General features: G+C 36.0%; 6 protein-coding genes. 1 reads left to right on the top strand and 5 read right to left on the bottom strand.

Annotated elements, in window-relative coordinates; all coding sequences use genetic code 11:
- Positions 1–89 precede the first annotated feature (89 nt).
- Positions 90–965: a lysophospholipid acyltransferase family protein gene (locus tag SLW70_RS11050; protein WP_320888443.1), complete on the top strand. Its 876-nt coding sequence runs from the start codon at positions 90–92 to the stop codon at positions 963–965.
- Between the two features lie 171 nt (positions 966–1136).
- Here SLW70_RS11050 and SLW70_RS11045 read toward each other — a convergent pair whose 3' ends face one another.
- The 5 genes from SLW70_RS11045 to SLW70_RS11025 all read right to left on the bottom strand — a co-directional run bounded on the left by SLW70_RS11045 (position 1137) and on the right by SLW70_RS11025 (position 13540).
- A complete protein-coding gene (locus tag SLW70_RS11045) occupies positions 1137–2498 on the bottom strand; it encodes a transposase (RefSeq protein ID WP_320888441.1) in 1362 nt (453 codons plus the stop codon).
- Positions 2499–2742: 244 nt separating this feature from the next.
- The gene (locus SLW70_RS11040) at positions 2743–4620 is read right to left on the bottom strand and encodes a hypothetical protein (RefSeq protein ID WP_320888440.1); all 1878 of its coding nucleotides are present in this window, start codon (positions 4618–4620) and stop codon (positions 2743–2745) included.
- A 49-nt stretch (positions 4621–4669) separates the two neighbouring features.
- Entirely contained in the window at positions 4670–12436 is a 7767-nt protein-coding gene (locus SLW70_RS11035) for a hypothetical protein (protein ID WP_320888439.1), read from the bottom strand.
- Positions 12437–12443: 7 nt separating this feature from the next.
- Positions 12444–13073 carry a hypothetical protein gene (locus SLW70_RS11030; protein ID WP_320888438.1) on the bottom strand — a complete coding sequence of 210 codons (630 nt, stop codon included), beginning with the start codon at positions 13071–13073 and terminating at the stop codon, positions 12444–12446.
- Positions 13070–13540: a T9SS type A sorting domain-containing protein gene (locus SLW70_RS11025; RefSeq protein WP_320888437.1), complete on the bottom strand. Its 471-nt coding sequence runs from the start codon at positions 13538–13540 to the stop codon at positions 13070–13072. The genes SLW70_RS11030 and SLW70_RS11025 overlap by 4 nt, the downstream gene beginning before the upstream one ends.
- Positions 13541–13747 lie beyond the last annotated feature (207 nt).

Genomic DNA, 13747 nt, shown 5'->3' with positions numbered 1-13747 from the left:
ATATAGTAATTCTACAAGAGTCCTATTGTGCCTCTTTTATATTTATATATTATTCTAATTTGACTTATATTTGCAAGAAAAAATACCGCATGCAATTTCTTGTATTTATTATAGCATATCCATTTCTCTGGCTTATTTCTATTCTTCCTTTTCGTATATTTTATTGGTTATCGGATTTTATTTTCCTAATTGTATATTATATAATTGGCTATCGAAAAAAAGTAGTCCGTGCAAATTTGGCTTTAGCACTCCCTCATCTTAGCCTTGAAGAACGCCTTAAGATTGAAAAAAAATCATATGAACATTTATGTGATATGTTTCTTGAAATGGTAAAAACCATGACGATTTCATCTAATGAAATGAACAAACGTTTTGTAATCACAAACATTAAATTGCTTCAAGAGTATGAAAAAAAAGGAAAGAGTATTGTGATGCTTGCTTCACATTATGCTAGTTGGGAGTGGTTGATGACGGTAAATGAAAAAACTAAATTCAAAGCCGTAGCAACCTATAAAAAAATAAACAATGATTATTTTGACCAATTGATACGAAAAATTCGTTCTAAATACGGAACCGATTTAGTGGTTACTAGAGAAACTATTCCGTTAATTGCTAAAAACCAAAGAGAAAGAAAAATGTGTATGTACGGATTAGCTAGTGATCAATCGCCAAAACTAGACCGTATTTTTCATTACCATCCTTTTATGGGGATTGAAGTACCTGTACATACTGGTGCTGAAATGATTGCTCGAAAATACGATTTGAGTGTTGTTTTTGTAAAGGTAAAAAAAGTAAAACGTGGCTATTATGAAGCGACCTTCGTACCTATTGCAGACCACCCAAAGGAAACCACTGAGTTCCAAATCACCCACGACTTTATTCAAGAAGTAGAAAAACAAATTCACGAAGCTCCAGAATATTATTTTTGGACTCATAAACGTTGGAAACATAGAAAAGTAAACTAATAACTTGGCACATTCAGAAGTAATCCTATTTTTTCCAAGAAATAAAAAAAATGACCAAATTTCAGTTTCAAAATTGGTCATTTTTATTTTTCACGGACTCTGATGTATCAAAAAAGTCTTTTTTAGGTATTGACTAGACGCACGTTCTCCACGGAGGTGTTTTTTGTTTTTTTAGGCTGCTAAAATTTGTTGCTGCTTGAGAATTCTTCTTCCTATTTCCAGGGCATTTCCTGTATGTATTCCGAAGAAGATCCAAAGCATTTCACTTTTTTGGGTTTTGGCTTTTATCTTTTTTAGATTGTAATGTTCTTTCTCTTTTCCAAAACTTCCTTCTAATCGAGTGGAGCGTTCTTTTTTGATTTCTTTAGCTAAGATTTTACGCTGTTCTTCATTTTTGCCAGCTTTTCCTTTTCGCACAAAATCGGTTTGGATGTTGTTTGAAGTGGTGAATGTTCGATTTTTATTGGTGGCATAAATTGCATCAGCACCAAGCATTTTTACTTTAGTTTTGGTTAAGTTTTGAGCGCAAAAAACCGTGCTTTGAAGACGTGTACCTTCATTGAAAGCTCTGTACTGAATATGTTCTATAAAATTAATTCCATCAATTTGGATTTTGTTGACTTTGGCTCCAAATTCAACTTGTTTTACTTCCTTACCTCTTACAATAGGTCTAATATAGCTTTTACTAATACTTATTATTCTATCTGGAACACTTTTGCCTGTTTTAAAAATTTGAGACTGTTGTTGATACACCTTAGCGATTAGAGAACGTTGGTTTTTGTATTTTTTAGTAGCTTCAAAAGAATTTTGATTCTCAATTTTATTGAGTTCAGCGTTAAGTTTGTACAATAATTTCAACAGTCCTCTGGTTACTTTTGTACGGTGTTTTGATTGCTTTTTTCTTTTTTTAGAATATTCATTATAGCGTCTACACCAATCCAAATACTTGGTTCTTGGTAACTTGATTTTTAACATACCACATAAGGCTTCCATTTGTTTGTAATTCCATTGTACGCATTCCCATAGTAGTTTTTGATTAGTTGGAAAGCGTACCTCGCTTTCGTAACAAGTGGCATCGGTAAAAATTTTATCCAAATCACTCATAAATGGAATCCAGTTTTTAGCTAATATTTCTTGACTCTTTCGAATATTTAAACCTTTGGAGAGTTCCATTCTGATTTGGCTCACGATTTTAAAATTAGTCAGGGGCTTGTCTATAGGAATTAGAATGTCGCAAAAAAACTGCATGAAAATATTACCGTTCAAAAGCTCAATAAGTTTTTTATCCGAGCAACCGTAGTAATTTTTTAACATCATCAGGGCAATCTTACCCTTGGGACTAAAATAACAATGAGTCCCTTTGTTAGAATCTTTCAATTTGAAGGCTTGACTAAGCTCAGAAAAAGGCATTGAAAGGTATATTTTACCCAAATCCGTTTTTAAAAATTGGGCGTAAAAACTATCAAAATTTTCATTGATAGTAAAAATTGAAAATTTGTATTGAAATTCGCTTAAACGTACTATTTTTGCCATCACACTTTAAAAGAAAACCCCGTTTTTGACTCGTTTTGAGCAATTTCGGGGTTTGTTTCTTCTAAAATAACATCTATTTTACTGAAAAACAACTTTTTGTGTTATTATGAATGTGCCTAACTTATGTCTTAAAAAGAGGTTAATATGATAATAACCTCTTTTTTTTTGTCTTCTTGAAATCACAATGAATAGTATTTTTTTAATGTTTTCATTAAGTAGCAATAACAGAATTCACTATAAAGTGCTAATTTATTTTTCCATTTTCAGTAATTGGATTTGGGTCTCCTTTTTTACCATTTTTATTAACCTGAATTGAATTTACTTGAGTTTTTTGACCATTACTTGTAACTCCCCATTTTAGTACCATAAAAACCGACAGTGTATACGGACTGACACTTGTATTCCAAATAGTTCCATCGGTTCCAATTAAATTATTATTTGCATCAACGGTCGTAAATACTCCATTTGATACATAACAATTTAAAAATTGTGCTCCGCCCATCATCATATCTGGCTCACATATACCACTAGCATTAATACCAGTTATTGAGCCATTAGCATAACAATTATAAATTCTATTAGCTTCGGAATTATAAGTCGCAGCTATACCTGCAGCACTTTGTCCAGAGATTTTTCCTAAACTATAACAATTTGAAACTGTTCCATTCATAAAAGCATTTCCTAAAATTCCACCTGTACCTTCATTAAACATTTCCCCTGTGGAATAACAATTTGAAATAGCAAAGCCAGCTCCATTTCCATACCCCTGTTGTCCAATCCAACCACAATAGCTTTTCAATGTAGTGCTATTGCTAATTACTCCTAATTTTTCTACGACAGAACCTGTAAATGCACTAACATTAGCCCCTAAATAATTTCCGTTATTTACTACCCCTCTATAGTTAGTTATATTATCTAGAGTAATTGTTTTACTAGCTCCATCAATTCTTACACCTGTACCTCGTACTGCAAAGTACATATTCGCATCATTAAAAGTTAAATTTTCAGCAATGGTAATAGTTACATTAGTATCCAATAATATGGGTAAATTATTAATGTGATTGTTAATCCAACTTTGATCAATAGTTGTATCTGTAGAAATTAATGTTGCAAATGAAATTAATTTATATGGACTGGTAATTGTATTCCATACCGTACCATTTGTGCCTGTTAAAATACTATTTGCAGTTGCATCATTCCAATTTCCATTGGCACTATAACAATTAGTTGCAGTTCCACCAGAAGAATTCCCTCCATAAACTCCACCAGCGTTAGAACCAATTGTTCCTAGACTATAACAGTTAGAAGCATTACAATTAGATGAATACCCTCCAAATATCCCTCCAGAATTATTAACAATAGTCGAATAGGAATAGCAATTGGTAGCAGTTGCATTTGATGAGTCACCCCCAAAAATACCTCCCCCTCGATTCCCCAATGATGGAGCTACAGAATAACAGTTAATAGCTGTCCCAGAACTAGTTTCACCAAAAATACCACCAGCATATCCACCAATATGATTCCCAAAAAAAGACGAATTTTTGACAGTTACACTCGTTCTTCCACCAACAATACCCCCTGAACCTTGGCGTAATGCTCCATTTGCACTGCAATTTTCGAACAGACCATTGGTTGCATTTATAGAGAATGCATATTGCCCTATCCATCCATTACCAGATGCAACATCACTATTGATAGAGTTCACTGTTAAATTATAAACTTTTATATTAGAAAACCCATTTACAATTGTAATCTGAGAAATATAATTAAATGGGTCTAACGGATCTTCTATCCAAGCTGAATTATAAGAACCATTTTTAATCAGTCCAGAATAGAAGTTAACTCCTGAAATAGTAATCTTATGATCGTTGCCATTGAAGTTAATGTAGTTTCCATTCAAAATAAAATAATTTTGAGAATTAGATAAGATGACATCTTCTTCAAGAGTAATTACTAAAGGAGCACCAACTGTTCCTCCATTAATTGTAACTGGCCAAGAGTACGAATTCAAGACAGTCTGATTTATGACAGTAGAACTAGTGATAATTGTTCCCGCATTTATTTCATTTGAAACAAAAACAAGAATAATTAACATCATAAACTGTTTTAACTTTATATTCATCTCTATTTTTTTTAAAGTGAATTTTATCATCTCTACCATACTTTTGTTCTTAATAAAAATAATCAAATTGAATTCGATCGCTTACGGACAGAGAATAGGAACCATTATTAGCTGGTATATATGTCAACGTTGTGCCACTTACACTATAAGCTGAATTACTGATTCTTATTCCATTCACGTACATTTTTACTTTACTATTAATTGATGGAGCTTGAGTTAATGTAAAACTAGTCTGAGATGCAGTAGCTGAAAATTCATCAGCAACTTCACGAACAGGTGCTGTTCCAGTAGAAACACTTCCATCTGCCATTAGGTATTGTGACGAAGTTCCTCCCGATTTTATGTATGAAGCTGCTGTTATAGCACCACTGGTTTTTACAAATGCAATTGCAGTTTGTCCTCCACTACCATCAGAACCCAATTGAATAGTATTAGACGCTGTAACTTTGGCATTTGCTCCAATAGCCACCGAATTTGAAATTCCATCTGAAGATACATCCGCATTTTTACCTATAGCTGTATTTTTTGAACCAGAAATATTAGTAGCCAATGATTGATTTCCAATCCCAACATTATCATTACCAGAAACATTGTTGGCTAACGCTATATATCCTAAAGCTGTATTTCCTCCACTACTAACATTAGAAGATAATGCCCCTCTTCCAATTCCAGTATTTGCATAACCAGCATTACTTCCTAATGCACCTAGTCCAATTGCCGTATTCGAATTTTCATTAAAATTACCTCTACCCACAACTATTCCATTTACAGTTAGATCAGAACTAAAAGTTTTAGTACCAGCAATAGTTTGAGTAGTTGATAAATCAACAAAGGTTTTAGTTGATGAACCTGTACCTCCATTAGCAATTGGCAATACACCACTATAAGCAGTAGCAGTAGTAGATGGAGTTGCCCATGATAAAATTCCAGAACCATTAGTTGTTAAAACTTGATTTGTAGAACCATCTACATTGGGATAGGTTACAGAACCAGCTGTAATAGTACCACTAGTTTTCACGTTAATAACACTTGTATTACCTAATTGTACTGAATTATTTCCAGCACCTACTGCATTATAACCAATTACAGTTTGGTTGATACCATTATCCGTACTTGGATTAGTACCATGTCCAATAAATGTATTTTGTGTACCAGTTGTAATTAAAGTTCCTGCAAAAGTTCCTAAAGCTGTATTTAACGTACCAGTAGTTAAATTTTGTAATGTGTAGGCTCCAATGGCAGTAGCATATGAACCCGATGTTCTGTTTTGTAAAGCAAAATCTCCAAATGCTTGATTATAACTACCTGTTGTTATTGTTTCTAAAGCAAATGAACCTACAGCGGTGTTATAATTACCAACCCAATTTTGATTCGCATTTCGTCCAATTGAAACACTATACCCACCTGTTGTATTCAATCCTGCGTTACTTCCAAGTGTAACTCGATATCCAGGGATAATAGTAGCTGGAGCTAAATAATCTGTTCCAGACACTGCAGTTGTTATAGCACTTGTACCATTTCCTTTCAAAATTCCTGTTATTGAAGTAGTCCCTGTTCCTCCATTGTCAACAGCTACAACTCCAGTTACATTTGTTGCATTTCCACTACTTGTAATATAAGTATTGCTATCAATACTTCCGTCAGCTTTCAAAAACTGTGATGAGGTTCCACCCGATTTGATATAGGAAGCTGCAGTGACATTACCCGTTGACTTAACGTTTCCAACTACATCCAAAGTTTCATCAGCAGTTGTTTTTCCTAATGCTAATTTTCCGCTAAATATTCCATCTGTCCCAGTTAAAGTTCCTGTCAAAGTCCCTCCTGAAAGTGGTAATAAATTTAACTCTGCAGCGGTAGCTCTGTTAACTTCGGCTGTTAAGGCTGTCGAACTTGTCGTTGCAGTAGCGTCAACATAAGTTTTTACTGATTTTACGGTTGGGTACTTGGTATCTGAACTTCCGTCTGTTGTAACGTCAGTGCTTTTATTAGCAAGATCTTCTTTTAATAAATCTGCATTGGTTCTATTAGTTACTTCTGTTGCTAAGTTTGTTGCCAAAGTTACATCTGCAGCAGTACGATTTGTAGTTTCTGTGGCAATTGCGGTAACGTTTGCTGCTTCGGCTGCTCTTGCAGTTGAAGCTTCTGCAGCTAAATTAATTGTCAGAGTTGCATCAGCCGCTGTACGATTCGTCGTTTCAGTGGCAATAGCGGTAGCGTTTGTTGTTTCGGCAGTTGTAGCTCTAGTAACTTCGGCTGCTAGGGCTGTCGAACTTGTCGTTGCACTTGCGTCAACATAAGTTTTCACCGATTTTACGGTTGGGTATTTTACATCTGAAGAACCGTCTGTGGCTACATTAGTACTTTTATTCGCTAGATCTTCTTTTAATAAATCTGCATTGGTTCTATTGGTTACTTCGGCTGCTAAATTAGTTGTCAAAGTTGCATCAGCCGCTGTACGATTCGTAGCTTCTGTGGTAATTGCGGTTGCATTTGTTGTTTCGGCAGTAGTAGCTCTAGTAACTTCAGCTGCTAGGGCTGTCGAACTTGTCGTTGCACTTGCGTCAACATAAGTTTTCACCGATTTTACGGTTGGGTATTTAACATCTGAAGAACCGTCTGTGGTTACATTAGTACTTTTATTCGTTAGATCTTCTTTTAATAAATCGGCATTAGTTCTATTGGTTACTTCGGCTGTTAAATTAGTTGTCAAAGTTACATCAGCCGCTGTACGATTCGTCGTTTCAGTGGCAATTGCGGTAGCGTTTGTTGTTTCGGCAGATGTAGCTCTAGTAACTTCGGCTGCTAAGGCTGCCGAACTTGTCGTTGCGCTAGCATCAACATAAGTTTTCACCGATTTTACGGTTGGGTATTTTACATCTGAAGAACCGTCTGTGGCTACATCATTACTTTTATTCGCTAGATCTTCTTTTAATAAATCTGCATTGGTTCTATTGGTAACTTCGGCTGCTAAATTAGTTGTCAAAGTTGCATCAGCTGCTGTACGATTCGTAGTTTCTGTGGCGATTGCGGTAGCGTTTGTTGTTTCGGCTGTAGTTGCTCTAGTAACTTCGGCTGCTAGGGCTGTCGAACTTGTCGTTGCACTTGCATCAACATAAGTTTTCACCGATTTTACGGTTGGGTATTTTACATCTGAAGAACCGTCTGTGGCTACATCATTACTTTTATTGGCTAAATCTTCTTTTAATAAATCTGCATTGGTTCTGTTGGTTACTTCTGTTGCTAAGTTTGTTGCCAAGGTTGCATCTGCAGCAGTACGATTTGTAGTTTCTGTGGCGATTGCAGTAGCGTTTGCTGTTTCGGCAGTTGTAGCTCTTGAAACTTCAGCTGCTAGGGCTGTCGAACTTGTCGTTGTACTTGCGTCAACATAAGTTTTTACCGATTTTACGCTTGGGTACTTAGTATCAGAGGCTCCGTCTGTGGTTACATTAGTACTTTTATTAACTAGATCTTCTTTTAATAAATCTGCATTGGTTCTGTTGGTTACTTCTGCTGTTAAATTAGTTGTCAAAGTTGCATCTGCAGCTGTACGATTCGTAGTTTCTATGGCGATTGCGGTAGCGATTGCTGCTTCAGCTGTAGTTGCTCTAGTCACTTCGGCTGCTAAGTTTGTTGTCAAAGTTGCATCAGCCGCTGTACGATTTGTAGTTTCTGTAGCAATTGCGGTTGCATTTGTTGTTTCGGCAGTAGTAGCTCTAGTAACTTCAGCTGCTAAGGCTGCCGAACTTGTCGTTGCGCTAGCATCAACATAAGTTTTCACCGATTTTACGGTTGGATATTTAGTATCTGAAGAACCGTCTGTGGCTACATTAGTACTTTTATTAACTAGATCTTCTTTTAATAAATCTGCATTGGTTCTGTTGGTTACTTCTGCTGCTAAGTTTGTTGCCAAGGTTGCATCTGCAGCAGTACGATTTGTAGTTTCTGTGGTGATTGCAGTAGCGTTTGCTGTTTCTGCTGCGGTAGCTCTTGTAATTTCGGAAGCTAATGCTGTTGAACTAGTTGATGAACTAGCGTCAACATAAGTTTTCACCGATTTTACGGTTGGGTATTTAACATCTGAAGAACCGTCTGTGGTTACATCAGTACTTTTATTGGCTAAATCTTCTTTTAATAAATCTGCATTGGTTCTGTTGGTTACTTCTGTTGCTAAGTTTGTTGCCAAGGTTGTATCTGCAGCAGTACGATTTGTAGTTTCTGTGGTGATTGCAGTAGCGTTTGCTGTTTCTGCTGCGGTAGCTCTTGTAATTTCGGAAGCTAATGCTGTTGAACTAGTTGATGAACTAGCGTCAACATAAGTTTTCACCGATTTTACGGTTGGGTATTTAACATCTGAAGAACCGTCTGTGGTTACATCAGTACTTTTATTGGCTAAATCTTCTTTTAATAAATCTGCATTGGTTCTGTTGGTTACTTCTGTTGCTAAGTTTGTTGCCAAGGTTGCATCTGCAGCAGTACGATTTGTAGTTTCTGTGGCGATTGCAGTAGCGTTTGCTGCTTCAGCTGTAGTTGCTCTAGTCACTTCGGCTGTTAAGTTTGTTGTCAAAGTTGCATCAGCCGCTGTACGATTCGTCGTTTCAGTGGCGATTGCAGTAGCGTTTACTGTTTCAGCTGTAGTTGCTCTGGTTACTTCAGCTGCTAAGGCCGTCGAACTTGTCGTTGCAGTAGCGTCAACATAAGTTTTTACCGATTTTACGGTTGGGTATTTTGAATCTGAAGTTCCGTCTGTAGCTACATCAATACTTTTATTCGCTAGATCTTCTTTTAATAAATCTGCATTGGTTCTGTTAGTTACTTCTGTTGCTAAGTTTGTTGCCAAGGTTGCATCTGCTGCAGTACGATTCGTCGTTTCAGTGGCGATTGCGGTAGCGTTTGCTGCTTCGGCTGCTCTTGCAGTTGAAGCTTCTGCAGCTAAATTAGTTGTCAGAGTTGCATCAGCCGCTGTACGATTCGTCGTTTCAGTGGCAATAGCGGTAGCGTTTGTTGTTTCGGCAGTTGTAGCTCTCGTAACTTCGGCTGCTAAGGCTGTCGAACTTGTCGTTGCAGTAGCGTCAACATAAGTTTTTACTGATTTTACGGTTGGGTATTTAACATCTGAAGAACCGTCAGCAGTTACATTAGTACTTTTATTGGCTAGATCTTCTTTTAATAAATCTGCAATAGCTCTATTGGTTACTTCGGCTGTTAAATTTGTTGTCAAAGTTGCATCAGCCGCTATACGATTCGTTGTTTCTGTGGCGATTGCAGTAGCGTTTGTTGTTTCGGCAGTTGTAGCTCTTGAAACTTCGGCTGCTAAGGCCGTTGAACTTGTCGTTGCACTAGCATCAACATAGGTTTTTACTGATTTTACGGTTGGGTATTTAGTATCTGAGGCTCCGTCTGTGGTTACATTAGTACTTTTATTCGCTAAATCTTCTTTTAATAAATCTGCATTTGTTCTATTGGTAACTTCATCTGCTAAGTTTGTTGCTAAAGTTACATCTGCAGCTGTACGATTCGTTGTTTCTGTGGCGATTGCGGTAGCGTTTGTTGCTTCAGCTGATCTCGCAGTTGAAACTTCTGTAGCCAAGTTAGTTGCTAAAGTTGCATCTCCAGAAATACGATTCGTAGTTTCTGTGGCGATTGCAGTAGCGTTTGTTGTTTCGGCAGTAGTAGCTCTCGTAACTTCGGCTGCTAAGGCTGTCGAACTTGTCGTTGCAGTAGCGTCAACATAAGTTTTAACCGATTTTACTGTTGGGTACTTGGTATCTGAAGAACCGTCAGCAGTTACATTAGTACTTTTATTGGCTAGATCTTCTTTTAATAAATCTGCATTAGCTCTATTGGTTACTTCGGCTGTTAAATTTGTTGTCAAAGTTGCATCAGCCGCTATACGATTCGTTGTTTCTGTGGCGATTGCAGTAGCGTTTGTTGTTTCGGCAGTTGTAGCTCTTGAAACTTCGGCTGCTAAGGCCGTTGAACTTGTCGTTGCACTAGCATCAACATAGGTTTTTACTGATTTTACGGTTGGGTATTTAGTATCAGAAGCTCCATCAGTGGTTACATCAGTACTTTTATTGGCAAGATCTTCTTTTAATAAATCTGCATTGGTTCTGTTAGTAACTTCAGTAGCTAAATTAGTTGCCAAAGTTACATCTGCAGCAGTACGATTTGTAGTTTCTGTGGCGATTGCAGTAGCGTTTACTGTTTCAGCTGAAGTTGCTCTGGTTACTTCGGCTGCTAAGTTTGTTGTCAAAGCTGCATTAGCCGCTGTACGATTCGTCGTTTCAGTGGCAATTGCAGTAGCGTTTGTTGCTTCAGCTGAGGTAGCTCTTAAAACTTCGGCTGCTAAGGCTGTCGAACTTGTCGCTGCACTAGCATCAACATAAGTTTTCACCGATTTTACTGATGGGTATTTAGTATCTGAAGAACCGTCTGTGGCTACATTAGTACTTTTATTCACTAAATCTTCTTTTAATAAATCGGCATTGGTTCTGTTGGTTACTTCGGCTGCTAAATTAGTTGTCAAAGTTGCATCTGCAGCTGTACGATTCGTAGTTTCTGTGGCAATTGCGGTAGCGTTTGTTGCTTCAGCTGTGGTAGCTCTTGAAACTTCTGTAGCCAAGTTAGTTGCTAAAGTTGCATCTCCAGAAATACGATTCGTAGTTTCTGCGGCAATTGCTGTAGCGTTTGCAGATTCTGCTGTGGTTGCTCTTGAAATCTCTGCCGTTAAAGCTGATGCGTTTGTCGTTGAACTTGCATCAACATAGGTTTTCACCGATTTTACGGTTGGGTATTTAGTATCTGAAGAACCGTCAGCAGTTACATTAGTACTTTTATTGGCTAGATCTTCTTTTAATAAATCGGCATTAGTTCTATTGGTTACTTCTGCTGTTAAATTAGTTGTCAAAGTTACATCAGCCGCTGTACGATTTGTAGTTTCTGTGGCGATTGCGGTAGCGTTTGCTACTTCAGCTGTAGTTGCTCTGGTCACTTCTGTTGTTAAGTTTGTTGCCAAAGTAACATCTGCAGCAGTACGATTTGTAGTTTCTGTGGCGATTGCAGTAGCGTTTGCTGTTTCGGCTGTAGTTGCTCTAGTAACTTCAGTTGCTAAGGCCGTTGAACTTGTCGTTGCACTAGCATCAACATAGGTTTTTACCGATTTTACGGTTGGGTATTTACTATCTGAAGAACCGTCAGTGGTTACATCTGTACTTTTATTGACTATATTTTCTTTTAAATTTAAAGCAGATTGTGTTGCTGCACTAATAGGTTTATTTAAATCACTTGTGTTATCTACATTATTTATTTGCAAATTAGTCCTAGCCCCCGATAAAGTAATCGCATTTGTCCCTCCATTTTCGATTGCAACCACTCCAGTAACATTCTCGGCATTTATAGCTGAAAAAGCCATTGGTACATAACTAAAATCTTGATTACTAATCTCAGTATAAGTTGAACAATTTCCTTCGGTATTAACACCAACAATCAAACTTTTCTTTAAAGAACTCCACACAATATCGTTAAATGAAGTCGAATATCCAGCTGTTTGAGTACCCGAACCAATAATCAAATTGACCATTCCAAATTGATCCGTTTTCGTTTGTACTATTTCTTGATATTCTACATTCGAAAATTCATCAATAAACTTAAATACCATACAAATATCCTTATTAACAAGAGGACTATTTGTGTTGTTTACTCCTGGCAACTGTTCTCCTTTAGTATTTAAAATAATGGCTTGATAAGTAATACCATTGTTTTGAGCAAAAGTCTGAGTTGCTACAAAAAGTATAAAAAGTATAATTATTTTTTTCATATCGTGATTAATTAATATTGAAATGAATTCCTAATTCTAATTGATTTGTGTTGAATGATAATTTTTCCTTTGAGGAATTGGTAAGATTTAAACTTTGACAAAAATCATATCCAATACTTAATCCGCCGAAAGACGGAATTCCATATCTTACTGTTAACCCGAGAGAGGACTCTAATATAATTCCTGAAAATTCTTTTTGATTCATTAAATCATAATAAATACCATTCACCTGTTGTTTTCCATAAATGATAGTAGCCGCATTCAAACCTGTTTTTACCAAGAAATCAATATCATTTTTTTGGTTTGATTGAATAGTAAAGAATTTAAACGATAAACCACCATGCACCCCAAGATACTGAGTATCCCAACGATAAGAATTGGTTGTATTCCCTCCTACTGCATTGTATTCATTCAAGGAAAGCCCAAATGAATATAACATCCTTTTTGAAGTTGATGCATTTGTATATCCCGCTTCATAAAAATTGCCTGTTCCGCTCTGTAAATTAGAATTTACCTGAAGATTTGCGTCTTTATAAATGTACTTTGTATAGTTTTTACCTGAAGTAAAATATATTTCCTGAGAAAAAATATTTACAGTTACAAGAAGTAAAATAAGCATTAAGTAGCTTTTTATCATATTTTAATAATTTTAGTATAATAAGTAATTTCAGCGGTTCTAATTTGGACTAAATATTCTGAGCTTGGTACTTTAGATAAATCAATAGTTACAATAGTACCATTTAGTGTACTTTTATATTGATGTACCAAATGACCACTTATATTGAAAAAGTAAACAGAAATATCACTATTAATGTTTTTTGAAAATTGAAAATGAACAAAATCTGTAAATGGATTAGGATAGGTTCTCACAATAATTTCAGTTTTAACATTAGAAGCTATATAATGCCCCCAAAGGTTTTGCTGAAATCCTTGCATAACAACAAAATCATTGTTTGAATTACCTATGACACTTTGCTGACCGATGGTCTGACTTATAGTAAGACCATTAGATAATTTCTTGGTCACACCTTGAGAAGAAAGCATTTGATGATGCAATACTTGTCCGTAAAATGAAAATGAAAAAAGCAGTAGTAAATACTTCATAAAAAATTATTTTACTACAATATTAGTCAAAAACATTGTCGTTTATCGATTTTTATTGCTTTTAAACCGATTTTTATCTGAAACAGTAACAATTTTTCGGTTTTTAGTAAACCATACAAAAGATTAATCTTACAATATTAAAAAGTAGTATCAAAAAAAAATTAACAAATACATGTTGTTCATCGATTATTTCTTATAAATTTGACC

The organism is Flavobacterium sp. NG2, assembly GCF_034119845.1.
GTDB lineage: Bacteria > Bacteroidota > Bacteroidia > Flavobacteriales > Flavobacteriaceae > Flavobacterium.
The sequence above is the reverse complement of the archived record's forward strand: the minus strand, read 5'-3'. Positions and strand labels throughout refer to the sequence as shown.